Origin of the sequence: Mycolicibacterium sp. Y3 (assembly GCF_051188035.1) — a bacterium.
GTDB classification, from domain to species: domain Bacteria; phylum Actinomycetota; class Actinomycetes; order Mycobacteriales; family Mycobacteriaceae; genus Mycobacterium; species Mycobacterium fluoranthenivorans.
In genome coordinates, this window is record NZ_JAVQLT010000001.1 from 3,401,146 (window position 1) to 3,426,977 (window position 25,832).

At 67.7% G+C, this 25,832-nt stretch carries 24 protein-coding genes; 7 read left to right on the forward strand and 17 right to left on the reverse strand.

The features are described from left to right. Positions 1–14 precede the first annotated feature (14 nt). A complete protein-coding gene (locus QN239_RS16525) occupies positions 15–584 on the forward strand; it encodes a CGNR zinc finger domain-containing protein (RefSeq protein ID WP_499011955.1) in 570 nt (189 codons plus the stop codon). Here QN239_RS16525 and QN239_RS16530 read toward each other — a convergent pair. Then, entirely contained in the window at positions 581–1,357 is a 777-nt protein-coding gene (locus tag QN239_RS16530; protein WP_499011957.1) for a CPBP family intramembrane glutamic endopeptidase, read from the reverse strand. The genes QN239_RS16525 and QN239_RS16530 overlap by 4 nt on opposite strands. A gap of 66 nt (positions 1,358–1,423) precedes the next feature. Between QN239_RS16530 and QN239_RS16535 the strand changes: the two genes are divergently transcribed. Genes QN239_RS16535 through QN239_RS16545 form a run of 3 tightly spaced genes read left to right on the forward strand, consistent with a single transcriptional unit; the run spans position 1,424 to position 6,714 of the window. Next, positions 1,424–3,787 carry a CaiB/BaiF CoA-transferase family protein gene (locus QN239_RS16535; protein ID WP_499011959.1) on the forward strand — a complete coding sequence of 788 codons (2,364 nt, stop codon included), beginning with the start codon at positions 1,424–1,426 and terminating at the stop codon, positions 3,785–3,787. Then, complete coding sequence (locus tag QN239_RS16540; protein WP_499011961.1) at positions 3,784–5,208, forward strand: aldehyde dehydrogenase; 1,425 nt, start codon at positions 3,784–3,786, stop codon at positions 5,206–5,208. The genes QN239_RS16535 and QN239_RS16540 overlap by 4 nt, the downstream gene beginning before the upstream one ends. 30 nt (positions 5,209–5,238) lie before the next feature. Further along, positions 5,239–6,714, forward strand: coding sequence for an acetyl-CoA acetyltransferase (locus QN239_RS16545; RefSeq protein WP_499011963.1), 1,476 nt, complete (start codon positions 5,239–5,241; stop codon positions 6,712–6,714). Between the two features lie 47 nt (positions 6,715–6,761). On the opposite strand, the gene QN239_RS16550 is transcribed toward QN239_RS16545, so the two are convergent. Further along, entirely contained in the window at positions 6,762–7,430 is a 669-nt protein-coding gene (locus QN239_RS16550; protein ID WP_499011965.1) for an alpha/beta hydrolase, read from the reverse strand. 260 nt (positions 7,431–7,690) lie between these two features. Continuing rightward, entirely contained in the window at positions 7,691–8,260 is a 570-nt protein-coding gene (locus QN239_RS16555) for a GAP family protein (protein WP_499011967.1), read from the reverse strand. On the opposite strand from QN239_RS16555, the gene QN239_RS16560 reads away from it, so the two are divergent. Beyond that, on the forward strand, positions 8,187–9,158 hold the full coding sequence (locus QN239_RS16560; RefSeq protein ID WP_499011969.1) for a TetR/AcrR family transcriptional regulator: 972 nt from the start codon (positions 8,187–8,189) through the stop codon (positions 9,156–9,158). The two genes, QN239_RS16555 and QN239_RS16560, sit on opposite strands and share 74 nt — an antisense overlap. On the opposite strand, the gene QN239_RS16565 is transcribed toward QN239_RS16560, so the two are convergent. The 8 genes from QN239_RS16565 to QN239_RS16600 all read right to left on the reverse strand — a co-directional run bounded on the left by QN239_RS16565 (position 9,129) and on the right by QN239_RS16600 (position 18,157). Continuing rightward, positions 9,129–11,345, reverse strand: coding sequence for an arylsulfatase (locus tag QN239_RS16565; RefSeq protein WP_499011972.1), 2,217 nt, complete (start codon positions 11,343–11,345; stop codon positions 9,129–9,131). The genes QN239_RS16560 and QN239_RS16565 overlap by 30 nt on opposite strands. Positions 11,346–11,432: 87 nt before the next feature. Further along, positions 11,433–12,659 (reverse strand): NAD(P)/FAD-dependent oxidoreductase, encoded by a 1,227-nt coding sequence (locus tag QN239_RS16570; RefSeq protein WP_499011974.1) that lies wholly within the window; start codon positions 12,657–12,659, stop codon positions 11,433–11,435. A 23-nt stretch (positions 12,660–12,682) separates the two neighbouring features. Then, positions 12,683–13,330 carry an endonuclease gene (locus QN239_RS16575; RefSeq protein WP_499011976.1) on the reverse strand — a complete coding sequence of 216 codons (648 nt, stop codon included), beginning with the start codon at positions 13,328–13,330 and terminating at the stop codon, positions 12,683–12,685. Between the two features lie 19 nt (positions 13,331–13,349). Continuing rightward, on the reverse strand, positions 13,350–13,691 hold the full coding sequence (locus tag QN239_RS16580) for a TfoX/Sxy family protein (RefSeq protein ID WP_167160090.1): 342 nt from the start codon (positions 13,689–13,691) through the stop codon (positions 13,350–13,352). A 1-nt stretch (position 13,692) separates the two neighbouring features. Further along, on the reverse strand, positions 13,693–14,082 hold the full coding sequence (locus tag QN239_RS16585) for a nitroreductase/quinone reductase family protein (protein WP_499011979.1): 390 nt from the start codon (positions 14,080–14,082) through the stop codon (positions 13,693–13,695). Position 14,083: 1 nt separating this feature from the next. Then, positions 14,084–15,091 (reverse strand): LLM class flavin-dependent oxidoreductase, encoded by a 1,008-nt coding sequence (locus tag QN239_RS16590; protein ID WP_499011981.1) that lies wholly within the window; start codon positions 15,089–15,091, stop codon positions 14,084–14,086. A 77-nt stretch (positions 15,092–15,168) separates the two neighbouring features. Beyond that, positions 15,169–17,490, reverse strand: a complete 2,322-nt coding sequence (gene lon / locus QN239_RS16595; RefSeq protein ID WP_499011984.1) for an endopeptidase La — start codon at positions 17,488–17,490, stop codon at positions 15,169–15,171. Positions 17,491–17,518: 28 nt separating this feature from the next. Continuing rightward, positions 17,519–18,157 carry a VC0807 family protein gene (locus tag QN239_RS16600; protein WP_499011986.1) on the reverse strand — a complete coding sequence of 213 codons (639 nt, stop codon included), beginning with the start codon at positions 18,155–18,157 and terminating at the stop codon, positions 17,519–17,521. A gap of 113 nt (positions 18,158–18,270) precedes the next feature. On the opposite strand from QN239_RS16600, the gene QN239_RS16605 reads away from it, so the two are divergent. Both QN239_RS16605 and QN239_RS16610 read left to right on the forward strand, forming a co-directional pair. Next, the gene (locus QN239_RS16605) at positions 18,271–19,227 is read left to right on the forward strand and encodes an NADP-dependent oxidoreductase (RefSeq protein ID WP_499011989.1); all 957 of its coding nucleotides are present in this window, start codon (positions 18,271–18,273) and stop codon (positions 19,225–19,227) included. Beyond that, complete coding sequence (locus QN239_RS16610) at positions 19,224–19,952, forward strand: SDR family oxidoreductase (protein ID WP_499011991.1); 729 nt, start codon at positions 19,224–19,226, stop codon at positions 19,950–19,952. Before QN239_RS16605 ends, QN239_RS16610 begins: the two co-directional genes overlap by 4 nt. Before the next feature lie 64 nt (positions 19,953–20,016). Here the strand turns inward: QN239_RS16610 and QN239_RS16615 are convergent, their stop codons facing one another. The 6 genes from QN239_RS16615 to QN239_RS16640 form a co-directional block, all read right to left on the reverse strand. Beyond that, positions 20,017–21,012 carry an esterase family protein gene (locus QN239_RS16615; protein WP_499011993.1) on the reverse strand — a complete coding sequence of 332 codons (996 nt, stop codon included), beginning with the start codon at positions 21,010–21,012 and terminating at the stop codon, positions 20,017–20,019. Positions 21,013–21,350: 338 nt separating this feature from the next. Then, positions 21,351–22,631: an alpha-amylase family glycosyl hydrolase gene (locus QN239_RS16620; protein ID WP_499011995.1), complete on the reverse strand. Its 1,281-nt coding sequence runs from the start codon at positions 22,629–22,631 to the stop codon at positions 21,351–21,353. Continuing rightward, complete coding sequence (locus QN239_RS16625) at positions 22,628–23,107, reverse strand: nucleoside deaminase (protein ID WP_499011997.1); 480 nt, start codon at positions 23,105–23,107, stop codon at positions 22,628–22,630. The genes QN239_RS16620 and QN239_RS16625 overlap by 4 nt, the downstream gene beginning before the upstream one ends. Positions 23,108–23,117: 10 nt before the next feature. Continuing rightward, positions 23,118–23,786, reverse strand: a complete 669-nt coding sequence (locus tag QN239_RS16630) for a rhomboid-like protein (RefSeq protein WP_499011999.1) — start codon at positions 23,784–23,786, stop codon at positions 23,118–23,120. Continuing rightward, the gene (locus QN239_RS16635; RefSeq protein WP_090360795.1) at positions 23,771–23,956 is read right to left on the reverse strand and encodes a hypothetical protein; all 186 of its coding nucleotides are present in this window, start codon (positions 23,954–23,956) and stop codon (positions 23,771–23,773) included. Before QN239_RS16635 ends, QN239_RS16630 begins: the two co-directional genes overlap by 16 nt. A gap of 142 nt (positions 23,957–24,098) precedes the next feature. Further along, a complete protein-coding gene (locus tag QN239_RS16640; RefSeq protein ID WP_499012001.1) occupies positions 24,099–25,784 on the reverse strand; it encodes a tetratricopeptide repeat protein in 1,686 nt (561 codons plus the stop codon). Between the last annotated feature and the right edge of the window lie 48 nt (positions 25,785–25,832).

Here is a 25,832-nt window from a genome sequence, read left to right on the forward strand (position 1 = left end):
GTAGGCTGCCGAGCGTGCAGTGGTATGGCGATGTCGAGGCGAAACCCGCCCCGGGCCCGTTGCGCCGGGTGCAGGCGTTCATCAACACACTGGACCGGGAGAGCGGGCAGGACCGCCTGGCGGATCCGGCCGACGCGGCGGAGTGGCTGAGCGCTGCGGGTCTACTCGACGACGGTGCCGTACCGGGCAGGGCTGATCTCGCCGACTTGGCGGAGGTACGGGAAAGCTTGCGGGCGTTGGTGATTCACAACACCGGTGGACCGGCGCCGACTGCTGGGCAGCTGGATCCGCTGCGCCGGCTGTCGGCGGGTGCGCCGGCCCGGCTCATCGTCGGGGATACCGGCGCGGTCGAGGTGGCGCCGGTGGGCGGCTCGGTACCGGACCGGCTGCTGGGCCTGCTACTGATCGTGGCGGACGCGCAGCGGGACGGCAGCTGGGTGCATCTGAAGAGCTGCGCCAACGAAGACTGTCGGTGGGCGTTCTATGACCGCTCGCGCAACCACGGCGGTACGTGGTGCGATATGGCCAGCTGCGGTAACAAGCTCAAGAACCGCGAGTTCCGGGCGCGCCGGCGGAGCCGCTAGAACGACGCGTGCCAGACCAGCGCCGCGGCCAGCGCTCCCATCCCGTTCAGGGACCAGTGCAGGGCGATCGGCGCGAGCAGGCTGCCGCTTCGCCGGCGCAGCCAGGTGAACACGAAACCGGCGGCACTGGTGGCCACCACGGCGCCGACCACACCCGCGACCATGCCGAACACGCCGCCGCCGAGAAGGTGGCTGAATCCGGCATTACCGCTGGTCAGGCCGAGCGAACTGGCGATATGCCACAGGCCGAAGAGCAGCGATCCGGCGGCGGCCACCCCGCGAAAACCCCAGGCCCGGTCCAGTGCACCGTGCAGCACACCGCGGAATGCCAGTTCCTCGGGGATGACGGTCTGCAGCGGAATGATGATCATCGAGGCGATCAGGGCGCCGGAGACGGTCGCGTAGTGGTTGTTCATGAACATCGGCCGGGTCCACGGCAGCGCGACACCGATGGCGATGACCGCCAGCACGATACCGATCGCGGCCGCGGCGTAGCGGGCGCCGGAGCGCCAGTGCTCGCGCCCCAGGCCCAGTTCGGTCCAGCCCAGCCCGCGGGCACGCACCAGCGCGACCAGGGCGATCGCTGCGGCGGGCACCGTCGCGATATTGGCCCAGGGTGTCGTGAAGTGGGCGATGAGATTGGTGGCGATCAGGACGAGCACCACGACCGCCAGGTCGATGTAGACGCGGGCGTGGTGCAGCGCCGACAGAGTTCCCACCAGCGGATGGGCTGGAGGGGAGATCGGTGAGGCCACCACGCCGAGGTCAGACATCGTTCTCCAGTGTACTGGTGTGGGTTGTCTACCTAAGTTATAGAAGTGGGCACTAAGGTGTCCGTCGTGCCGGGGTATGACGCAGTGAGCCATCCACTCGCCGGGGTGCGGGTCCTCGAAGTCACCGACGGGCCGGCCGACGGTATCGCCCGGCTGTTCGCCGACCTCGGTGCCGACGTCCTCAAGATCGAACGCCCGAGCGGCGGGGCGGCCCGCGTGGGCGCCCCCACACTCGCAGGCGCATCGGTGTCCTTCGCCCTCGACAATGCCAACAAACGCAGCGCAATCCTGGATCCGCTGGACCCCGACGACCGGCGCCGGCTCGACGAGCTCGCTTCCGGTGCCGACATCCTCATCGGTGACGAGTTCGTCGCGGCGTTCGGCACCACCGTCGCCGAACTGTCGTCAGGACATCCCGAGCTGGTGGCCGCCGTGATCACCGACTTCGGCACCGACGGACCACACGCATGGTGGACGGCCACCGACCCCGTCCTCTACGCGATGTCGACGGCGCTGTCCCGCAGTGGCCCGCCGACCGGAACCCCGGTGCTGCCGCCGGCGGGTATCGCGTCGGCCACCGCGGCAGTCCAGGCGGCCTGGGCGATCCTGGTGGCCTACTACCACCGGCTGCGTACCGGCCGCGGTGGGTGCATCGACTTCTCCCGGTTCGAAGCGGTCCTGCAGGCACTCGACCCGCCCTTCGGCTCCGAGGGCCAGGCCGCGTCCGGGCAGAAGCGCTCCACCTGGCGTGGGCGACCGCGCAACCAACAGATCTATCCGACATTCCGTTGTCGCGACGGGTTCGTCCGGATCTGCCTGCTGTCCCCCCGGCAATGGCGCGGGATGCGGGCCTGGCTGGGCGAACCCGAGGAGTTCTCCGACCCGAAATTCGACTCCATCGGTGCACGCTATGCGGTGACGAGAGAGCTCAACGCGGTCATCGCCGACCTGTTCGCCCGCGGCACGATGGCCGACCTCGTTGCCGAAGGACAAGCCCGCGGGGTACCGATCGCGGCCGTGCAGAGCCCCGCCGAAGCGCTGGCCTCCGATCATTTCCGCGCTGTCGGCGCCCTGGTCGACGCGCAGCTCACGCCGGGCACCGACACTGTCGTCCCGGTGGGCGCATTCGTGATCGACGACCTCCACCACGGATTCGCGCGCACCGCGCCGTCTCCGGGCGCCGACCGGGCCGAATGGGTGTCCGCCCGCTCGGCGGTGAATCTCCCGGCCGCCGACCGGCCCTTCGACGGCCTGCGCATCCTCGATCTCGGTGTCATCGTCGCCGGCGGCGAACTCGGCCGGCTCTTCGCCGACTTGGGCGCCGAGGTCATCAAGGTGGAGAGTGCCGCCTATCCCGACGGCTTGCGCCAGGCCCCGCCGGGACGGCCGATGAGCCGGTCCTGGGCGCTGACCCACCGCAACGAGTCCAGTCTCGGCTTGGACCTGCGTCACCCGCGCGGCGCGGAGATCTTCACCGGGCTGGTGGCCCACTCCGATGCCGTGTTCGCCAACTTCAAGCCGGGAACGCTGGCGGCCCTGGGCTTTTCGTATCAGCAGCTGACGGATATCAACGCACGGATCGTGCTGGCCGAGAGCAGCGCGTTCGGTGACCGCGGACCGTGGAGTCAGCGGATGGGATACGGGCCGCTGGTGCGCGCCACGACCGGGGTGGCGCGACTGTGGCGGGCACCCGGCGGTACTGACGACGAACTCGCGCAGTTCTTCGATGCCACCACCATTTTCCCCGACCACGTCGTCGCCCGTATCACCGCGCTCGCGACATTGGCCGCCCTGATCCGCCGGGAGCGCACCGGACAGGGCGCCCACGTGCACATCTCGCAGGCCGAGGTGGCGGTGAACCAACTGGCCACCGCCTACGTCATCGAGGCCGCCCGGGTGGCCGGTCTGCCCGTCGTACCCGACACCGCCGTGCACGCGGTATGTCCGTGCGCCGGTGAGGACGAATGGTGCGTCATCTCGGTACGCCATGACGCCGACCGGGCAGCCCTGGCCGGCATCGTCGGCGTCGAGATGCCCACGGCTGCAGCGGAACTGATCGCAGTGCTCAGCGCGTTCACCATGCAACGAGACAAGCACGACGTCGCCGAGGTGCTCCAGCGCTCCGGTGTCCCGGCTGGCCCGATGAACCGGGCCGCCGACATCCTCATCGATCCGCAGGTCCGTCATCGCGGGCTCTACACGGACCTGGTGCATCCGCTGTTCGAGGAACCGATGCCCACCGAAACCGGACCTGCTCGCTACCGCCACATCCCGCCCGCCCCGTTACGCCCGGCCCCGTTGCCCGGCGAGCACACCCGCGATATCTGCCGTCGGGTGCTCGCGCTGGACGACACCACCATCGACCACTTGATCACCGACGGGGTGCTGTTCGCCGGAACAGACCCGAACGACCCGAGGAGTTCGCTGTGAGCACCGCTTCCATCTTCATCGCCGGCCAGTTCCGCACCGCCGAACGCACCGAACCGGTGCTCGAGGCCGCCACTGGTGAGCTGCTGGGGCACGGCTCCTCGGCCACCGAATCCGAGGTCGACGATGCGGTGGCGGCGGCCCGCGCAGCGCTGCCGGCCTGGAGTGCCACCCCCGCCGGCGAACGGGCGGCGCTGCTGCTGCGCTTCGCCGACGCCCTGCTGGCCCGCTCGGCGACCACCAACGAACTGTGTACGCGCGAGAACGGCATGCCGATCCGGTTGTCCAAGGGCGCCAACGGCATGTTCCCGGCGGTCCTGCTGCGCTACTACGCCGACCTGATCGCCGCCGGCGGTGACGAGGAGATCCGGCCCGCACTGATCGGGCACACCATCGTGCGCCGGGAAGCCGTCGGTGTGGTGGCGGCCATCACGCCGTGGAACTATCCCCAAGCCCTGGCGGCGATGAAGCTGGCCCCCGGGCTCGCCGCGGGCTGCACCATGGTGCTCAAAGCCGCGCCCGAAACTGCCTTGGATGCACTCGTTTTCGCCGAAGCCGCCGCAGAGGCCGGGCTTCCCGCCGGTGTGCTCAACGTGGTCGCGGGCGGCCCGGCCGCCGGTGCGCACCTGGTGGCGCACCCGGGCGTCGACAAGGTCGCGTTCACCGGCTCCACCGGCGCGGGCCGTACCATCGCCGAGATGTGCGGCCGGTTGCTGCGGCCGGTCACCCTCGAGCTGGGTGGCAAGTCCGCCGCGATCATCCTCGACGATGCGGACCTGGCCGCCACGGTCAAAGGACTGAAGAACGCATCCTTCGTCAACAACGGCCAGACCTGCCACCTCAGTTCGCGGATCCTGGCGCCGCGCTCACGGTATGCCGAGGTAGTCGACGCGGTGGCGGCCCTGGCCGACGGGCTCACGGTGGGTGATCCGCTGGACAAGGCCACCGACGTCGGTCCGCTGGTCAGTGATCGTCAGCGCCGGCGGGTGCTCGACTATATCGACATCGGTAAGGCGGAGGCGAAACTCGTTGCCGGCGGCGCCGTTCCGGCCGATCAGCCGCACGGCTGGTTCGTCTCGCCGACGGTCTTCGCCGATGTCGACAACTCGTCGCGGATCGCTCAGGAAGAGGTCTTCGGTCCCGTGCTGGCGGTGATTCCCTACGACACCGAGGAGCAGGCCGTCGCGATCGCCAACGACAGCGAGTTCGGCCTCGGCGGCACCGTATGGACCACCGACGCCGATCGCGGGACCGAGATCGCCCGCCGGGTGCACACCGGCTCCATCGGCGTCAACGACTACCAACTGGACGTCGCGGCCCCGTTCGGTGGGGTCAAGTCCAGCGGCCTCGGTCGCGAGCTCGGCCCGGAGGGGCTGGCCGCCTACCAGCAGCTGAAGTCCATCTACCGCGTCGGCCCGGCCTGAACACCTCTACAAGACAGGAAGATTCACCAGATGTCTCTCGACCCACGCACCCCGATCCTCGTCGGCTACGGCCAGGTCAACCAGCGCGAGGAGAGCGCCAGCACCGAGCCCGTCGACCTGATGGAGCGCGCAGCGCGCGCCGCCGCCGACCCGCGCTTGCTCGAAGCGGTGGACGCCGTGCGCATCGTCAACCTGCTGTCCTGGCGCTACCGCGACCCGGGTCTGCTGCTGGCCCAACGGATCGGCGCGCCCACCGCGGCCACCCGGTATACCAGCATCGGCGGCAACATCCCGCAGTCGCTGGTGAACCAGGCCTGCCTGGACATCCAGCAGGGCCGCAACGACGTGGTCCTCATCGCCGGCGGTGAAACCTGGCGCAGCCGCACCCGGATCAGGGCGCAGGGGCACAAGCTCACCGGTACCGTCCAGGACGATTCTGTGCCGCTACCCGCCGGCGCCGATGACGAGTTCCAGATGTCGGGCCCCGCCGAGATCCGGATCGGACTGGACCGGCCGGCCTACGTGTACCCGATGTTCGAGCAGGCGCTGCGCATCGCCTCGGGGGAGTCGCCCGAGGCGCACCGGCGCCGGATCGGTGCGCTGTGGTCGCGGTTCAGCGAAGTGGCACAGGACAATCCGCATGCCTGGAACCAGAAGGCGGTGCCGGCAGAGGAGATCTGGCAGCCGGGTCCGACCAACCGCATGATCAGCTGGCCCTACACCAAGCTGATGAACTCGAACAATATGGTCGACCAGGGCGCGGCCCTGATCCTCACCTCGGTGGAGAAGGCGCAGTCCCTGCAGATTCCGCGGGACCGCTGGGTCTTCCCCTACGCGGGCACCGATGCCCACGACACCTACCTGATCGGGGAGCGGGCAACCTTCGACGGGTCACCGGCGATCCGCATCGGCGGGCGGCGCGCCCTGGAACTCGCCGGTCGTGGCATCGACGAGATCGACCTCGTCGACATCTACTCGTGCTTCCCGTGCGCGGTCCAGGTCGCGGCCAACGAACTCGGTCTGCCCACCGACGACCCGCAGCGACCGCTGACGGTCACCGGCGGTCTGACCTTCGCGGGCGGACCGTGGAACAACTACGTCTCGCACTCCATCGCGACCATGGCCGAACGCCTCACCGCGCAACCCGGCACCGTCGGCCTCATCACCGCCAACGGCGGCTACCTCACCAAGCACAGCTTCGGCATCTACGGCACCGAGCCGCCCACCGGCGAATTCCGCTGGGAGGACGTGCAATCGGCCGTGGATGCCGAGCCCACCGTGGTGGCCGAGGACGTGTGGGCCGGGGTTGGCACCGTGGAGACCTGGACCACGCCCTACACCCGCGAGGACACCGCGGAGAAGGCGTTCCTGGCGGTGCGGACCCCGACAGGCAGTCGAGCCCTGGCCGTGATCACCGACCCTTCGCAAGCCGCGGCGACCGTCGCCGAGGACATCGCCGGGCTGAAGGTCACCGTCACCGCCGAAGGCATCGCCACCCTGGAGTGACGATGTCGACGAACTAGATGCACTGATGGCATTACTCAGAGCGTCAATCATCGGTCGACCAGGGCTGAGCCTACGAACGACGATATTTGCCGCCTGGCTTCTTTCGATTCGGGCGCAGGCAACAGGATGAAACCATGGAATCCGCCAGCTATTTCGATAAGTGTGGTGTCTACACCGTCGGCGCGCATGCGGGTCGAGACGGCGCGGGAATCATTGAGTAAACAGTCGTGGGTACCGACGACGATCAGCGTGGGGGGAAAGTCGGCGAACGAGCCGTAGCGTGGCGACACCAGCGGCATCCTCAGATCACAGTCACCGGCATAGGCCACTGCACTACGCGAAAGACCTTTGCGGGAGAGCAGATCTCGAGGTTCGTTCCGCGCGAAGCTCTCGGAACTGTTGGTGAGGTCTACCCAGGGGAACATTGCCACCAGACCTTTCGGCGCGTGACCACCCTGGTCTAACACTCGCCGCACCAGCGACATGGCCAGACCACCGCCGGCGGACTCCCCGACAATGACGGTGGGCCGGTCGCGCGCGACCTCCGAGTAGACCGTCCACACATCATCCAGCGCCGCGGGGAACGGATGCTCCGGCGCAAGTCGGTAGTCGACGCTCACCAGTTCCGCTCGCAGACTGCGGGCCAGCCCGCTGTGGGCACGGGCCGCCAGGGAACTACCGGCGACGAAGGCCCCGCCGTGCACGTGGAAGATCAATCCAGCGTCCGCCCGGTCCGGCCGGAACCACCGAACGGGCACCCCGGCCACCGAATCGGTGGACTCCTGGACTCCACGCGCCAGCCGTTGGCGCGACTCCATCAACCGGGTGATTCTGCGTGTCTTGCCCACATCCTGGACACCGGCTGATCGCGAGGTCGCCAACAGCATGAGCTTCTGGAGGGCGAGCAGCCGTCGGCTCGGACGGTGAGAAATGGCTACAGACACAGGCTTTCCTTCATTTCATCAGGGCAGGGCCATCACGCTGCTTGCAGCAACAAGATCAGCCCTACGGCAACGAGAACCACCGCCAGGATGGCGGCATTGTGGCGTTCCAGCGCGACCCTGAGCCGTTGAAGGGGTTCGGTCATGCGCTCACGCCAGATCACATAGGTGAGCACCGGGAGTAACACTGTCACGCTGGCGAGCAGGGCGAAACCGGTGACATCACCCCACTGGGCGATGCCGGTCTGCGTGGTGGATCCGATGCTGAAACCTGCTGCAGCGCACGCGGAGAGCACTTTTGGATTCACGGCCGCCAGAATCGGCGCGGCTGCCAATGCTCGCGGCGCAGTGACCGAGTCCAGTACCCGCAGCCATACCGGCGCACGTTCACGACGTCCCCGGCGCATCCAGGTGACGAGGCCGGCGAGGATCAGGAGCACCGCCAGCATCATCGTTGCGGGTCGGATCCATGGTGGCGGCGGACCGCCGGCGTCAGGCAATTGCCCTGCGATTTCGACGAAAATCCAGGTCGTGGCCGCCACAGCGAGCAGCCAGCCGACGGCGAACGCCCATCCCGTAGCCAGCGGGCGCGGTGTGTGCAGCATCAGGATCGCTGGCACCACCGAGGCCGGCGACACGGCGATGACCAGTGCCAATGACGCCAGCTCCACCTGCATTGCGCACCCGAGCTTTCTCGTCGCCAGTAAAATAATGAGCCCTCATTATATACTGACCGGGGGAGATGCGTACCATCGGGCAATGCCCTCGGAGTCGGACCGCATTCGGGAACAGGCGCGCACACGCGGCCGCAACAGCAGCGGAGAAGCGACGCGCCTCAAGCTCATCACCGTCGCGGAGACGATGTTCGCCGACCGGGGCATCGCAGCCGTGAGCCTCAACGAGATCAGACTTGCTGCCGGGCAAAGCAACGCCGCGGTGGTGAACTACCACTTCGGCTCAAAAGACGACCTGATCAAGGCCATACTCGAAGATCGTCTCGAACGAATCGATGAAGAGCGGGGACAAATACTCGACCATGCGGTGTCGGGTGATCACCCGGCCGAGCTCAGACGCCTCCTTGCGGCCTTGATTCTTCCTCAGGTGAGCAGCATCGAGCGGGGGGAGCGACATGTCGAGCTGGTAGCTCAGCTGCTGTTTCACGGATACGGCGAACCAGGCGGGCATGCCTGGATTCTGGCCGATCCTTCGCTGACCGGACACGGGCAACGGCTCAATCAGCTTATCTGGGAGCATCTTTCGCATCTCCCTGACGCTGTCGCCACGGCCAGGCTTCGTTTCGTCTACACAAGCTCCCTCAATGCGGTGGCCGACCACCAGCGACAACGGGCAATCGCCACCGCGGCGCCGCCCACGGCGATGTTCGTGTCCGACCTCATCGATTCGTTGACTGCGATCATTCGTGCGCCGGCCTCAGCAGAAACCCTGGAGGCGTCGCGGCATGAAGGAGTCACATCAGTCAGACTTGAGCGCGGCCTTGAGTAGTTCCTGACCTGGTAGCGACTCCAGATCGGATTCCACTGTCACCGAACGCAATCCGCCGTTCCACGCAAACGGTGGTCGATAGTCTTCGCACACCGGCAGGCCGCGGTCTTGGCCCAAGAGCAAAGATGTCCCGCCATGCTGCCAGACATGGGGCAGCGTCACCGGGGCCACCGCCGAGCCGACAACGGCGTCGTCGATCACTGCTTCCACTCGAGTCCCGCCGTCGAGGCGGTGTAACCGACAGCCCACGCTGTGGCGTCCTTCCGCCAGCAGCCGATCGGCCCGCACCCGGATGTTGCCGCCCGGGGCGGCGACGGCAATGTGCAGTCTGGACTCGATCACGAACGCCGCCAGCCCTCCGGTCCAGTTGCCGATCGCAAACAACACACCGTTGGCAACCCCGGACGGGACGTCGACGTCAGCGGACAACCGGCTGTACAGCAGGGGCAGTGCCTCATCGGCGACCGGCCCGCCCGAAGGCCGCAACACCACGCGCTGCCCGGGCGGGAATTCGGGCCACACCATCTCGGCCGCTCGTGCTACCAACGAATCGGTCAGGGGGAGCACGTCATAGCGGGCGGCCTCGGCTGCCCACAGGGCGGTCAATCGCGCCACCACGTCGGGGTGATCCGCCGACACGTCGTGAGCTTCGGAGAAGTCGTCGGCCCGAAACAGCGACCATTGATCAGCGGTGAAGTCCCGGCTGCCCTCCAGCAGCGCCTCCTCGTCCATCACACCTTGGGCCACGTGATCCGTTGTGGCCTTCCAGTCATCGGCAATGACCGACCGGGAACCCACGACTTCGAAGTACTGGGTGGATCGGGGCGCAGGCGCCGTCGCGTCGTTGAATGTCGGCAACAAGCTCGCCCCATGAACGCCGCTGCCGGAAGCTTCGACTTCGGACGACTGCTGCCGAACCCCGCAGGCTTCCAACACTGTCGGCATGATGTCGATGGCGTGCGCGAACTGTGAACGCACAGCTCCTCCGCCGATACCGCGCGGCCAGTGCACGATCAGCGGAACGCGGGTGCCGCCCAGCCACGCATAGCGCTTCCACAGGCGGAACGGGGTATTGCCGGCCCACGCCCAGCCCCACGCATAGTGCGGATACCCCGCCGTGCCACCCCAGTCCGGCAGGAGGTCGAGGTTGTCGGCCGTCGACTCCGGCACCCGGTGGGTGAACCGGTGTTCGTTGCTGGTTCCGGCAACGCCCCCTTCTGCGCTGGCCCCGTTGTCGGACATGATGAGAACGAGCGTGTTGTCCATGGCGTCGATGTCCTCCAGCGTGCGGATCAATCGATCGATCTGGTGGTCGGTATGACTCAGAAAGCCGGCATACACCTCGTGCATCCGCGCGTACACGGCGCGTTCGTCTGCGGTGAGGGAGGTCCAAGCCGGAACCCAATCGGGTCGCTCGGTGAGCGTGGTGCCGGCGGGCACCACGCCCTCGGCGAGCTGACGTGCGAACACCTCGTCTCGCCAAGCGTCCCAACCGATGTCGAACTTCCCCGCGTAGGCGTCGGCCCAGCTCTTGTGGACATGATGCGGTGAGTGCATGGCCCCGGTGGCGAAGTAGAGGAAGAACGGTTTGCCGGGTGCTGACTGCTGTTGGCTGACCACCATCCTGATCGCCTCATCGGTGAGGTCCTCGGTCAAGTGGTAGCCGGCTGGGCGCACATCAGGTCCGTCGAGATACGTGTTGTCTCGTACCAGTTGCGGGTCCCAGTGATTGGCGTCGCCGAGCAGAAAGCCGTAGTAGCGCTCGAACCCGAGGCCCAAGGGCCAGCGGGTGAATGGACCCGCACTCGTCCGTTCACCGCGCGGTGCGAGATGCCACTTTCCGACGGCCATCGTGCTCCAGCCGGAATCCCGCAGCAAGCGCGGCAGCGTCGGCACCGAAGGCGGGATCTTCCCGGTGTAGCCCGGATGCGCAGTCGGGATGTCGGCAAGAAAGCCCATTCCCACCGAGTGGTGGTTGCGGCCGGTGAGCAGTGCGGCTCGTGTCGGTGAACACAGCCCGGTGACGTGAAAACGGTTGTACCTGAGCCCATTGCGAGCGAGCCGATCGATGGCCGGGGTTCGGATGTCTGATCCGTAGCAGCCGAACTGAGCGTAGCCGAGGTCATCCAGCACGATCATGACCACATTGGGGGCGCCTGGACGCGCGGCCACATCGTAGGTGCCCACCAGCACTCCTCAGCTCCAGAGCAATCAATAATAATGAACCTTCATTATTAACACATGACTGCCTCCGGCGGGGCGTCCGCTCCAGATCTAGCCGCCGACCTCACCGAGCGGTGTGTCGACATCGGCCAACCGCGCGGCGTCCACCGGTTGCCCGCCGCGCACCAGCGCCTTGATGTCGTCCAGGCCCTCCCAGATGTTGACGTTCATCCCCGCCAGCACCCGGGCGTCGTCGTCCAGCCAGAACGCGGTGAACTCGCGGCCGGGCACATCGCCACGGAATACCACCCGCGCGTCCGGCGGGGCGTGTCCGACGTACTCCATGCCCAGGTCGTACTGATCGGTGAAGAAGTACGGCAACTCGTCGTAGTTGCCGGGTGCGCCGAGCATCCCGGCCGCGGCCACGGCGGGCTGCTTGAGCGCGTTGGCCCAGTGCTCGGTACGAATCCTGATGTCCAGCAGGGGATGCTGGGCCGCGGCGATATCGCCGACGGCGAAGATGTCGGGATCGCTGGTGCGCAGTGCCGCGTCGACGGCGACGCCGCCGTCGGCCAGCGTCAGCCCCGCTTTCTCGGCAAGGTCGATACGAGGTTGGGCGCCTGCCGCGACGAGCACCACGTCCGCGGACACGGTGGATCCGTCATCGAGGCGCAGGCCGGTGGCGTGGCCGCCGGCCGTGGTGATCTCTTCGACCGAGGTGCCCAATCGCAGGTCGACACCGTGGTTGCGGTGCAGGTCGGTGAACACCTGCGCGACGTCGCGGCCGAGCGCGGCCAACGGCAGATCCGCCGATTCGACGACGGTGACCTCGGCGCCCAATTCGCGGGCGGCGGCGGCAACCTCAAGACCGATCCAGCCCGCGCCGACCACTGCCAGCCGTGCACCCCCTCGCAGGAGCGCGCGCAGGGCCGCCGCGTCCTCGACGGTCCGCAGGTAGTGGACCCCGTCGGAGTCGGATCCGGGAATGGGTGGGCGCCGCGATGCCGACCCGGTGGCCAGCAGCAGTTTGTCGTAGTGCTCGTGTTTGCCGTCCTGGTAGCCGACGGCGTGGGCCGCTCGATCGATGTTTTTGACGGTGGTGTTCAGCCGCAGGTCGATATCGTGCTCGCGGTACCAACTCGCGGGCTGCACGGTGAACTCGTCGGGTTCCTTCTTGCCTGCCAGGTAGTCCTTCGACAGCGGCGGACGTTCGTAGGGCAGATGGTCCTCGGTGCCGAACAGGATGATCTGTCCGCTGAAGTTCCGGTCCCGCAGGGCTTCTGCAGCCTTGGCTCCGGCAAGGCCGGCGCCAATGATGACATAGGTCGGTGTGGTCATGGCAGTTCTCCTTCGATGAGCGGCTACGCCGTGACGTGTTCGCGCAGGTGGTGGTCGAGTGAGACGCGGACCAGCGCGGCGGCCAACTGGGCGGGGTGGCCGTGAGACAGGTCGAGCAGTGTCTCGGGATCTTCGGGCAGGCCCAGTTCGTGTGCGCCTGCCAGGGCGCGATCGTCGAAATAGGGCCGCACCCAAGGCCAGACGTTCTGAACCTCGCGCAGGAAGATGTCGGCGCCCACCGGGCCGATGCCGTCGAATTCCTGTAGGGCATGCGCGGCAGCCCGGACATCGCCGGCGGCTTCGTCGGCCAGTCTGCGCAGATCACCGCGATACCGCTGCTGCACCCGGGTGGCGAGGCCGGTCAGCCGGGTTGCCGAGCTTTCGTCGTAGCGCGCGTAACCCGCCCGGCCGAACGCCTCGATCAGCGTCGCGCGATCGGCGTGCAGTACCGAGACAGGGGTCCGGATGCCGCTGCGGAACACCTCACTTGCCGCGGCCACGGCGACCTCCGCGCTGATCGGTTTGCTAGCCAGCATGGCCAGCGCCAGGAGCTGGAACAACGGCTTGGGTTTGTCGCGCACCGTGATGCCGGCTTCGTCGGCGAACGTGGTTCCGGCTTGCCGGAGCAGCCGCGCAGCCAGGGTGTGTGCACCAGGCATGAGATCAGGCATACCCGCTCCTTGTTGCCGCCTAACGGCGCTGTTTGGCGGGGAGTCCCGACGCGTAGTCCACCCCGCGACTCACCCACGGCTGGAGCTGGCGGGTGGTGCGGATACCGTCGGTGCGCACGCGTAGCCAGCCGCGGGTTTCGCGGCCGGCCATCACCATGGGCTCGACATGGTCGCGGTCGAGCAGCGCGGCCGTCTCCTCCGGCGGCACGCGCACCATCAACCCGCCCCCGCCGCTGGCGGCCACCGCCATGTTGCCGTTCACCAGGAAGGCCAGTCCGCCGAACATCCGTTTCTCGTCGACATTCGCGGTGGTGGCCAGGATCTCGCGGATCCGGTTGGCCAGGTCCTCGTCGTAGGACATATCAGTCCAGGTCGACTCGGATGGTGAGCAGGTCACTGCCCATCACGCGGACCATCGCACTATTGAGCTGGGGGAGTTCGCCCAGCCGGGCCACCGCATCGTCGTCGGGCAGCAGATGCGCGGTGCCGGTGCGCCAGTGTCCCTGGATCCGGACCCGCACCGCGGGATCGGCCTTGATGTTCTTCACGTAGTCGGACTGGGCGCCGTGTTCGGAGACCAGCCAGAAGGCATTGCCGACGACGCGCCCACCCACGGCGGTGCGCCGAGGCTGTCCGGACTTGCGGCCCGTGGTCTCGAGCATCGTGACCGGGAGTTTTCGCCCGACAGGGTTCACGAGGTAGCGCTGGGCGGTGTGCACGATGCGGCGTTTGAGCGTGTTCAGGTCGGGCACGTCAGGCCTCCTGGGTCGGTGTCCAACCCAGTCTAGGTCCCAGTTCCTGCGCCATGTCCGTGATGATCTGGCTGTAATCCGCGGGTGCGAAGCTGAACGGCAACGCGAAGGTCACCTCGTCAGCCCGGGTGAATCCGGCGTGTGCGAAAAGCTGGTCGGCGAGTTCGTCGGAGGTGCCGAGGTAGTCGGGGGAGAACAGCATGCCGCGCGCGCCTTGCGGGCTCTTGGTCCGCTCGAACCGGCTCGCCGCGTACTCGCGGTAGCGGCGGATCTGGTCGTCGGTGGCCGAGTCAGTCGGGATGACCACCAATCCCTGTGACACCCGGGATTTCCCGGGCTCGGGATGGTGCGCCCGGTAGGCGTCGATGTGTTCAGCCTGGATGGTCGCGAAGTCGCGGGATTCGGTTCCCTCGACGCTGACCACCGAACTCGTCATGTAGTTGATCCCCTGTTGGCCGGCCCAGATCGCCGACTCCCGGCCGCCGCCGTACCAGACTCGCCCCGCCAGCCCGGGGGAGTGCGGTTGCACCTGGCGCACGAATTGTTCTATCCCCGTGACGCCCTCGAAATCGCTGACCGGTTCCCCGCGCAGACTGCGCAGCAGCCGCAGCACCCGCTCCTTCGAGAAATCCTGCACATCATGGGATTCCGGGTACAGCGCAGTCTTGTAGTGGTCGTAGAGCATCGGTGTGCCCACCGAGACCCCCGGGTTGATCCGGCCGCCGGACAGGATGTCGACGGTGGCCAGATCTTCGGCGAGCCGCACCGGGTTCTCCAGGCCGAGCGGGATGACGGCGGTACCCAGCTCGATGCGGGACGTGCGCTGGGTGGCGGCCGCCATGATCGCCACGGGGGAGGAGATGCCGGGCTGGAAGTGCCGGCAGCGCAACCAGACGCTGTCGAAACCGAGCGCCTCGGCCCGTTCGATCACCTGCAGCGTTTCCTCGATACCCGGACCCGGACGGTCCACGTCGAAGCGGCCGATGGTCAGGAAGCCGAGCTTGCGCATCTTCTCTCCTCACGCGAGCGTGCGTGTTTGCACGCGACACACCGTGTCAGGACGTACAAACACGCACGCTGGCGTGGTTATGCCGCGACCGTCGCCGCCTCGGCGACCGGTTCCAGCGCCTGGGCCACGATCTCGGCCACATCGGTCATCGGCTTGACCTCCAGTGCGGCCAGCACCTCGGCAGGCACGTCGTCGAGGTCCGGCTCGTTGCGCTGCGGGATGAAGACGGTCTTCAGCCCGGCCCGTTGCGCCGCAAGCAGTTTCTGCTTGACACCGCCGATGGGCAGCACCCGGCCGTTCAGCGTGACCTCACCGGTCATGCCGACATCGCCGCGGACCTGCCTGCCGGTCGCCATGGACACGAGTGCCGTGACCATCGTGACGCCGGCCGACGGACCGTCCTTGGGCACCGCGCCCGCGGGCACGTGCACGTGGATCTGGCGGTCCAGCGCCTTCGGGTCGACGCCCAGCTGCTCGGCGTGCGCCCGGACGTAGGACAGCGCGATCTGCGCCGACTCCTTCATCACGTCACCCAGTTGACCTGTCAGCTTCAACCCGGCGTCGCCATCGGTGGCGCCCGCCTCGATGTAGAGCACATCGCCGCCCAGCCCGGTGACCGCCAGACCGGTGGCCACACCGGGCACCGCCGTGCGCTCGTTCGACTCCGGGGTGAACCGCGGACGGCCCAGGTACTCGACGAGATCGGGTTCATCGATGGTCAGCGACGCCTGACCGGAGTCCAGCTTGGTCGTCACCTTCCGCAGCGCCTTGGCCAGCAACCGCTCGAACTGCCGCACACCCGGTTCGCGGGTGTAGTCGGCGGCGATCTTGCGCAGCGCGGAATCAGTCACCCGCACTTCTTCCGAGGTGAGCGCCGCTTTCTCGGCCTGCCGGGGCAACAGGTAGTCGCGTGCGATCGCGACCTTGTCGTCCTCGGTGTACCCGTCTATCTGGATCAGCTCCATGCGGTCCAGCAGGGCCGACGGGATGTTCTCGATGACGTTGGCCGTCGCCAGGAACACCACATCGGACAGGTCCAGATCCAGCTCCAGGTAGTGGTCGCGGAACGTGTGGTTCTGCGCCGGGTCCAGCACCTCCAGCAGCGCCGACGACGGATCGCCACGGTAGTCCGAGCCGACCTTGTCGATCTCGTCGAGCAGCACGACGGGGTTCATCGAGCCCGCTTCGCCGATGGCCCGCACGATGCGGCCTGGCAGGGCGCCGACGTAGGTGCGCCGGTGGCCACGGATCTCGGCCTCGTCGCGCACACCACCGAGGGCGACGCGGACGAACTTGCGGCCCAGGGCGCGGGCCACCGATTCACCCAGCGATGTCTTGCCGACTCCGGGCGGACCGGCCAGCACCATGACGGCACCGGATCCGCGTCCACCGACGACGGCCATCCCGCGTTGCGCGCGCCGGGCCCGCACCGCCAGGTACTCCACGATGCGGTCCTTCACATCGTCGAGCCCGTGATGGTCGGCATCCAGGATCTCTCTGGCCGACTTGAGGTCGGTGGAGTCCTCGGTGGTGACGTTCCACGGCAGCTCCAGCACGGTGTCCAGCCAGGTCCGGATCCAGCCGCCCTCGGGGCTCTGCTCACTGGACCGCTCCAGCTTGCCGACCTCGCGCAGCGCCGCCTCCCGCACCTTCTCGGGCAGATCGGCGGCCTCGACCCGGGCCCGGTAATCATCGGACCCTTCCGGCTCGCCCTCGCCGAGCTCCTTGCGGATGGCGTTCAGCTGCTGGCGCAGCAGGAACTCCTTCTGCTGCTTGTCCATTCCCTCTCGGACGTCCTCGGCGATCTTGTCGTTGACCTCGACCTCGGCCAGGTGCTCCCCGGTCAGATCGATCAGCAGACGCAGCCGCGCGGCCACGTCCTCGGTCTCCAGTAGCTCACGCTTTTGCACATCGCTGAGGTACGACGCGTATCCGGCCGTGTCGGCCAGCTGCGACGGATCGGTGATCTTGTTGACCACATCGACGATCTGCCACGCCTCGCGCCGCTGCAGCATCGCCAGCAGCAGCTTCTTGTATTCGGCGGCAAGGGCTTTCGTCTCATCGGTGGACTCGGAGTCCGCCACTTCCTCGACCTCGACCCACAACGCGGCACCGGGTCCGGTGGTCCCGGAACCGATGTGGGCGCGGCGTTCACCGCGCACGACGGCGGCGGCACCGCCGCCGGGGACGCGGCCGACCTGCACGATGGACGCGATCACACCGTAGGTGGGGTAGCGGTCGTCCAGGCGTGGCGCGATCAGCAGCTTGCCGGATTCGCTTGCCTGCGCCGCGTCGAAGGCCGCACGGGCGGCATCGTCGAGCTCGATCGGCACGACCATGCCGGGCAGCACGATCGGCTCGCTGACAAACAACACCGGGACTGCGATGGCTTCAGTCATCAATCCTCCAAAGTTGAACCTGATGGGCTCAACCCTGTGGGGCGATCCTTTGTTCCCACCGCGATCTGGCGGCCTTGGCCACCACCACGGTCGCCAGGATCAGCAGGCCGGTCAGCGCGAGGGACACCACCGTGTTCACACCCTTCCCGACGTCGACGGACAGCGAGAAGATGATGCCCAGACTGAGGAACATGCCCAGTAGTAGGCCGACTCCCCATATCGCTGACAGCAGAACGTGCACGCGGTGTCTGTAGGCCGCCGCGCCCGGCTCGCTTGAGCGCTCGTCGGGGGCCTGGACGCGTTCGGCGACCACCTGGGTCAGGGGCTTACCGATGACGCAGCTGCCCAGGAAGATCAACGCGCCGATCCCGCCCACCAGGGTGTCGCCCACCATCAGCATCCGGGCATTCGAGGTCGCCACTCCGACGGCGAGGCTCAGACCGAAGTTGAGCATCAGGTAGCCGGCGAACGGATCGAGCCGGCGCGCCTTGATCGCGTCATAGGCCACCTTGATCCCGGCCGCCACGGTCGCGGTCAGGAGCGCAATATATTCGGACACCCCGGCGGCGCGTAGTCCGTAGTAGGCGCCCAACGGCGGCCCGAAGTCGAGCAGCATGCCGCGCAGGACCGGACGTAGGGACGGTGGTCGCGCGGGCGGCTCGCTCACCGAGCCGACGGTAGGTCGCGAAGCTGTGAGGTCGCTGAAGGGCGTATCCGCGTGTCGGCCGAGAAATCGCGATGCGGCGGAATACTCACCGGCCACTGATCGTCGTAGCCCTCATGAGCAGAGCTGTGCAATTCGACCGGTACGGAGACGTCGACGTCCTGGAGGTTCGCGAGGTGCCACGGCCCGAGCCCGCCCCTGGTGAGGTGCTCGTCGAGGTCAAGGCGGCGGGTATCAATCCGGGCGAGGCGATGATCCGCCGGGGCTTCCTGCACGACATCTGGCCGGCGACGTTCCCCTCGGGTGAGGGGAGTGATCTGGCCGGAGTGATCGTCGAATTGGGTGACCGAGGCGAGCGAAGCGACGGGAAACGGATCGGTGTCACCGAGTTCGCCGTGGGCGACGAAGTCCTCGGGTTCTCGATGCGACGGTCCAGCCACGCCGAGTACGTGACGGTGCCCGCCGATCAGCTCGCGGCCAAGCCGGCCGGCGTGTCCTGGGAGGTGGCCGGATCGCTGTATGTCGCCGGATCCACCGCCTACGCCGCCGTCGGGTCGGTCGGTCTGAAATCCGGGGAGACCGTGGCGATCGCGGGCGCGGCCGGTGGTGTCGGCAGTATCGCCGTGCAGTTGGCGGCCCGGACCGGGGCGAGGGTGCTCGGTATCGCGGGACCGGCCAACGACGACTGGCTGCGTGAGCACGGTGCGACTCCGGTGAATTACGGCGATGGTCTGGCGGACCGGCTGCGGGCTGCAGCAGAGCCGGGCCGGGTGGACGCGTTCCTCGATTTCTTCGGCGGCGGCTACGTCGCGCTCGCCGTGGACGAGTTGGGCGTGCCCCGCGAACGGGTGGACACCGTCATCGATTTCGCGGCGATCGAGCAGTTCGGTGTCCTCAGCGTCGGCAGTGCCGAGGCCAGTACTGCCGCGGTCATGGCCGAACTCGCCGCGTTGGTGGCATCCGGCGAGCTCGAGGTCCCGATCGCGAAGGTGTACCCGCTGGCTGAGGTGCGCGCGGCATATCGCGATCTGGAGGAGCGGCACACTCGCGGCAAGCTGGTGCTGCGCCCGTGAACCCCATCGAGGGCAAGGTCGTGGCGATCACCGGGGCCAGTAGTGGGATCGGGGCCGCCACGGCCCGGCTGCTGGCGCGACGCGGGGCCCGGCTGGTGCTGGGCGCGCGCCGCGTCGATCTGCTGACAGCGCTGCAGGATTCGCTGCGGGCCGACGGCGCCGACGTGGTGCACGTGGCCGTCGACGTGACGCGGCCAGAGGATGTCGAGCGGCTGGTCGCGATGGCGGTGCAGCATTTCGGCCGACTCGACGTGTTTGTGAGCAACGCCGGGATCGCGTCGCTCGGCCCGCTGGCAGACGGCGACCTCGGCGCCTGGTCGGCCATGATCGATGTGAATCTGCGGGGGGTGCTCAACGGGATCGCGGCGGCGATGCCGGTGTTCCTGCGCCAGGGTCACGGCGACTTCGTCACGACGGTCTCGACGGCGGGGTTGAAGATCGTGCCGAACATGGGTGTGTATGCGGCCACCAAGAATGCGGTGCGCACGGTGCTGGAGACGTTGCGCCAGGAGTCCACCGACGGGGTGATCCGGACGACCGGCATCTCGCCGGGCTACGTCCGCACCGAACTCGGCGGGCCGGATCGTGATCCCGAAATCGGTTCCAGGATGGCGGAGATGGCGATCGCCCCGGAGGCAGTGGCTCGGGCGGTCGCGTTCGCGATCGAGCAGCCCCGGGATGTCGAGATCGGCGAGATCACCATCCGTCCGACCGTCCAGAACTGATCAGACAGAAGCAGGGAGCCTGCCGCTCGGGGGGTTGCGGCAGGCTCCCTGTGGTTCTGGTGTGTTACGTGGCGGCTTGCGCCCCGAGCACACGCTGGATGTCCGGCTTCATCATCTGAAGCTGCTGACCCCAGTACGCCCACGTGTGCGTCCCGTTGGGCGGGAAGTTGAACACGCCGTTGGTACCGCCCGCGGCGATGTAGCGATCGCGGAAGGTGATGTTGGTGCGCAGCGTGAACCCTTCCAGGAACTGGGCTGCCATCAGGTTTTGGGCGGCCGTCCCGGCGTCGAGATCCGACGGCGTACCGGTGCCGCAGTAGATCCAGAGGCGGGTGTTGTTGGCGACCAGCTGGTTGATGTTGACCATCGGGTCGTTGCGACGCCAGGCCGGGTCAGAGGCCGGGCCCCACATGCTCTCGGCATTGAATCCACCGGCGTCGTTCATGGCCAGCCCGATCAGCATCGGCCACCAACCCTCGGACGGGTTCAGGAAGCCCGACAACGTGCCCGCGTAGATGAACTGCTGCGGATGGTAGATCGCGTAGGTCAGGGCAGCGCTGCCCGCCATCGACAGACCGACCACGGCGTTGCCGGTGCGCGACACGCCCTTGTTGGCCTCCAGGTAAGCCGGCAGTTCCTGAGTCAGGAACGTCTCCCACTTATAGGTGTAGGTCTGTCCGTTGCCCTTGGACGGCTGGTACCAGTCGGTGTAGAAGCTGGACTGGCCGCCGACCGGCATGATCGTCGACAGGCCGGACTGGTAGTACCACTCGAAGGCCGGGGTGTTGATATCCCAGCCGTTGTAGTCGTCCTGGGCGCGCAGACCGTCGAGCAGGTACACCGCGTGCGGCCCGCCACCCTGGAACTGGATACGGATGTCGCGGCCCATGGATGCCGAGGGCACGTCGAGATACTCGACGGGAAGGCCCGGCCGCGAGAATGCTCCTGCCGTCGCCGAACCCCCCGCGAAGCCGATCAGCCCGGGCAGTGCGGCGACGGTCGCGGCGACCACCGCCGCTCGACGGAGCCACTCTCCACGAATCTTTCTGATGAACTTCATAACGGCAACCAACCCACCTTTCCTCTTGCGTGTCCCGTCCGGGACCCAAAGCAATTGCCGCTGCTTTTTCTTCGTCGGTAGTGAATCACGCGCCCCAAATGCCACACGTGTAACACGGCCGCGTCGTGATATCGCGGTTGGCTAACGATTGAGACTCAGCCCTGAGACCTCGCCGTGATCCGCCGTGATCTGGCCGGGGCTGCGCGCAGTCTGGCGGCCGGGGGGATTGTCGATATACGTTGTGCGCCAACGCAATTAGAAATGGCTCGGCCGAAATCGATACCCCACCGGCGGCCACACCGCTACGGCACCGGGTGGAGCGTCACCCGGCGGCCAGTTCACTGCGGCTCGACGATGACCCATCCGTGCGGCGGAACCACCAGGTCGGCAACGTGATCCGGCGGCGGGGCACCCGAGCCGGCGGTGATCCGGCCGGGCCGAGGCAAGGCGACCGGCAACGGATCGTCGCCGATGTTGAGCGCCACCGTCAGCTCGTGGCCGTCTGCGACGGTCCGGTACACGTAGCCGGTGTTGCTCACCTCGACCGCTTCGGTACGCGCGGTGTGTAGCCAGGACTGGCGACGCCGCAATCCGATCAGATATTGGTGCAGTTGCAGGATGTCGTTGTCACCGGTCGGCCGCTGGTCGAATTCGGGGCGGACCGCGTCATCGCCGCCCACCCGTTCCTCCTTGACCGCGCGCCATCCCCATTCGTCGCCGGCGTAGATGCTCGGCGTACCCCCGGTGGTGAGCAGCAGCACGAGCGCATGCTCCAGATGCCGGGAATCGTCGAGCCGGCTGGCGATCCGCGTCACGTCGTGGTTGCCGACGAAGGTCAGCGGCACGAAGGTGTCCAGGAAGTCGTTGTGGCGTAGCAGCGCCCAGTCCAGCTCGTGAAAGTTGCCGTCGTTCAGGCTGCTCCAGATCGCCTTCCACAGCTCGTATTGGGTGACGGAGTCGAACCCGGCGGACCGCACCTGCGCCGGGTAGTCGCCGTGGATCACCTCGCCCACGAACCAGGCCTGTGGATGGCGTTCGCGGACGGCCGGCAGCACCGAAGCCCAGAACCGGTCGGGCACGGCGTAGGCGGCGTCCAGCCGCCAGCCGTCGGCGCCGCGGTCGCACCAGTGCGCCATCACCTCGACGGTGTAGTCGACGACATCGGGGTTGCCGTGGTTGAGCGCGATCAGCTCGCCGTGCCCCTCGAAGGTGGCGAAACCGTCTCGTCCCCGGCGGAACCAGGCGGTGTCGCCACCGTCGAGTGCCGCCCGGTACCGCGGGAAGTCGGTGCCGACGTGATTGAAGACCCCGTCGAGCAGGACCCGGAGGCCGCGCCGATGGCATTCCTCGACGAGCCGGTCGAAATCGGCCTCCACGCCCAGCCGCGGATCGATGCGGTAGTGGTCGGTGGTGTCGTAACCGTGGGTGCGGGAAGCGAACACCGGACCGAGCGCGATGCCGGAGCAGCCGAGTTCGACGGCGTGGTCCAGCCATTCGACGATGCGTAACAGACGGTGCTCGTCCGGTGGTGGTGGCGGGTCGGCGGGGAAGGCGCCGACGAACCCCAGCGGGTAGATCTGCCACCAGATCGCGTGTGTCACCCAGTCCGGATCGGTCACGGCGTGAACTTCGCTTCGTAGAGCGCACGTATGCGGTCGGTGAGTTCGCCGGCCGGACCGTCGGTGACGATGCCGGGGGCGACGGTGGTGATGGGCAGCGGTGCGACCGGTGAGGGTGGGGTGCCCCACTCCGTGCACCACCGGCTCAGTTGCGCGGCCGAGGCGGCGTACACGATCCGCCCGAGCCCGACCCAGGCATGCGCGGCCGCGCACATCGGGCAGTGCTCGCCGGAGGTGTAGACGGTCGCGGCGCGGCGTTGCTCGGATGTCAGATGGTCGACGGCCCATCGGGCGATCGCGAACTCCGGGTGCTGGGTGGCGTCACCGTCCTTGACGCGGTTGCGATCCTCGAACACGGTCTGCCCGGTCCCGTCGACCAGGATGGACCCGAAGGGTTCGTCGCCGTCTTCGAGTGCCGCCGCGGCGAGTTCGACGCAGCGGCGCAGGCATTCGAGGTCTCGCGCGCTGATCGCCACGTTTGGGAGCCTACTCAACCCGGATGCGGTGCCATCGGTGCAGCAGCTTCGCCGGATCCCAGGGCGGGCGGCGACGATTGCGGGTCAGCGGATAGCAGGCCAACCCGATCAGCAGGGCGCAGGCATGGCCGACCGGCGTGAACTGCAGCTGCAGCGCGACCGCGAGCCCGAACGTCGACACCGCCGCCGCGAGGTAGAACCACCGCCACGGTCGCACGACATGGTAGGTCAGGACGCCGATCGGACCCACGAGGAAGTAGCTGACCCCGATATCCCTGGCGTCGATGTACCGGGGTGACACCATCGCCTCCTGGATGGTCCAGTACAGATAGCCCTCGCTGAGGTACGTGGCCCCGATGTGGGCGAGCATCCCGACGGTGAACCAGCGCAGGGGGCCGAGCCAACGCTCGGCGGGGGCGACGAAGGCGGCGAACAGCAGCAGATACGGCCACCAGTGGTGGCCGTCGATCCACAGCAGGCTGGTGAACAGCACCCGCAACGGGTCGCCGGCCAGATGGTGCAGATTGGTCGAGCGTGCCTGCAGGAACCGGTGCAGCGCATGCTGGCTGAGGCTGTGCTGAATCACCGTGGTGATCAGCAGTACCGTCAACCAGGAGAAGGTGAAGGGTGCGCTCAAGACAAAGCGGCGCAGGCGGTTACCGGCTAGGTCTGACGGCATACCTGCGGGACGGTCTCGAACGCCGCAGCGGAGCCCCAACACCAGGCTGCGTAGGCGGCGGCAACCGCGACGCGATCGATGTCTCGTTGGGATCCGCCGGCTGAGCGGACCGATTCCGCGACGGCGAATTTGATGATGTCGACCAGAGCGGACAACGGCTCGTCCGACACAGGTGTGGACCTTGTCGTGGCTATGGACACTGTTCCCCCAAACGGCGAGGGGCCGTCGCGCAGTCGCCCCGTTGCGAGGCGCGAAACCCCTGCCTGCCCAACACCTTAGTACCGTGACGTGTCCGCGCGCACGGGACGCGCCTCAGTGGCAGCAGTCTTCCTCACTTGTTACCGCACCGAGACGGCATGCACACGACGCGTTAACCGGGACATCGGCGCGTGCCCGCGCCAGGTCGAGCTGGTGTCCGATGATCGTGGCTTCGGCGTCACGGCCCAGCCGCTGCAGGCATTCGTGGTAGCCGTGCAGGCTCCACACGTTGCCGGGATGCTGGCAGGACCGGCGCAGGGTGTCGTCCAGTCCCAGATCGGCCGCATACGCCGCGGCCGCTTCCTCGACACGGCCCTGCTCCAGCAGCAAGGCGCCGTAGGCGTGCCGGGTGGGCTGCATCCAGCCCCACGGTTCGTCGTAGGGCAGGGCGTCGTCGAGGGCGATCGCCGTCCTCAGGTGCGCGAAGGCCTCGTCGAAATGCCCTTCGCGGTAGGAGATTTCGCCGTCCAGCATCGCCACTGCGATGGCCATGATGTCGCGGCTGGTGTTGTTGAACAGATAGCGCGTCTCCGGGATGCCGGCGTACGCGGCGGCCAGTGCCTCGCGTTCGGCATACGCCTGGGCGAGCTGCCCCTTGGCGGCGTGCGCGACACCGCGGCCGTAGTGGATGGTGGCCGTGGTGGTGCAGTACAGCTGCTGGTCCTCGGGCAGTGGGGTGGCAATCAGCTCGTCCCAGCGTCCGAACCGGACCAGTACGTGGACGCGCAGCGGCACGAACGCCTCCAGCCAGTCGGCCATCGGCGGGGATTCGATGGCCAGCAGTTCCGGGGTCAGCTGACCCGACAGTTCGTCGGCCGCATCGAGAGCCACCCGGGACTGCCCCTCGAACATCGCCGAGTACACGACGAAATGCAGGTCGTGCGCGCGGTACAGGGAGTAGAAGTTCAGCGGGCCTTCGCGCTGCACGAAGCGCCGGTCGGCCCGCACCGCGGCCTGGTTGGCCACGATCGAGGCGCGGTAGTCACCGCACAGCACGTCGATGTGGCTGGGCATGTGTTGCAGGTGCCCGGCGTCGGGCACCAGACCGCGCAGCAGATCGGCGGCGGGCAGCGCGTCTTCGGGGTGCGCCGACATCTCGCACGCGTGCAGGTAGAGGTGCAGCACGCCCGGATGGGCCTGTCCGGCCGGTGTGGTCAGCGCATCGCCCAGGATTCGGGTGGCCTCCAGTACCCGCGAGCCCGGTGCCGGATCTCCGGTTGCGCTGTCCCACAGCGCCCATGCGGTGACGTTGAGCAGGGCGTCGGCCGCCAGCGCCGCGACGTCGATATCGCCGGGGTACTCCGCGGCGACTCGGGCCATCGCATCGGCGTAGGCGTCGTGGCCGGCCGCCAGCGCCTCGGTGTCCTGCGGATCGTCGGTGGGGAAGCGCACGGCCAGCGCGTCGATCAGGGCGCGTTCGACCGCGGAGGCGCGGGCGGTGCGGGCGCGGGCGAGCTCGGCGCGGGCCCGGTCCAACGAGGTGGCCAGATCGACGGGGTCGAAAGCCTCCCATGCCTTGTTGTAATTGGGGCCGACCGCGTAGGCGATGCCCCAGCGGGCGATGGACAGCTCGGGATCGAGTGCCAGCGCCCGCTCGAAACAGTGCACGGCTTCCTCGTGGTTGAACGCGTAGGCCCAGACCATGCCGCGGTCGAACCACACCTGGGCGTCCGGTTCGGGGGAGTCGACCGGCCGGTGGTAGGTCCCCAGGTCGTAGTACGGCTCGATGGCTGCGCTCATGGCACGCACGTTAATTGAGCGGGGCCGCGGCGAGAAGCGTTGCGCGTA

What these genes read in the sequence shown, in the direction of transcription:
- QN239_RS16530 (WP_499011957.1), bottom strand. Translation starts at nt 1,357, where the DNA reads ATGTCTGACCTCGGCGTGGTGGCCTCACCGATCTCCCCTCCAGCCCAT.
- QN239_RS16545 (WP_499011963.1), top strand. Translation starts at nt 5,239, where the DNA reads ATGTCTCTCGACCCACGCACCCCGATCCTCGTCGGCTACGGCCAGGTC.
- QN239_RS16555 (WP_499011967.1), bottom strand. Translation starts at nt 8,260, where the DNA reads ATGCTGCACACACCGCGCCCGCTGGCTACGGGATGGGCGTTCGCCGTC.
- QN239_RS16570 (WP_499011974.1), bottom strand. Translation starts at nt 12,659, where the DNA reads ATGACCACACCGACCTATGTCATCATTGGCGCCGGCCTTGCCGGAGCC.
- QN239_RS16575 (WP_499011976.1), bottom strand. Translation starts at nt 13,330, where the DNA reads ATGCCTGATCTCATGCCTGGTGCACACACCCTGGCTGCGCGGCTGCTC.
- QN239_RS16580 (WP_167160090.1), bottom strand. Translation starts at nt 13,691, where the DNA reads ATGTCCTACGACGAGGACCTGGCCAACCGGATCCGCGAGATCCTGGCC.
- QN239_RS16590 (WP_499011981.1), bottom strand. Translation starts at nt 15,091, where the DNA reads ATGCGCAAGCTCGGCTTCCTGACCATCGGCCGCTTCGACGTGGACCGT.
- lon (WP_499011984.1), bottom strand. Translation starts at nt 17,490, where the DNA reads ATGACTGAAGCCATCGCAGTCCCGGTGTTGTTTGTCAGCGAGCCGATC.
- QN239_RS16605 (WP_499011989.1), top strand. Translation starts at nt 18,271, where the DNA reads ATGAGCAGAGCTGTGCAATTCGACCGGTACGGAGACGTCGACGTCCTG.
- QN239_RS16615 (WP_499011993.1), bottom strand. Translation starts at nt 21,012, where the DNA reads ATGAAGTTCATCAGAAAGATTCGTGGAGAGTGGCTCCGTCGAGCGGCG.
- QN239_RS16630 (WP_499011999.1), bottom strand. Translation starts at nt 23,786, where the DNA reads ATGCCGTCAGACCTAGCCGGTAACCGCCTGCGCCGCTTTGTCTTGAGC.
- QN239_RS16640 (WP_499012001.1), bottom strand. Translation starts at nt 25,784, where the DNA reads ATGAGCGCAGCCATCGAGCCGTACTACGACCTGGGGACCTACCACCGG.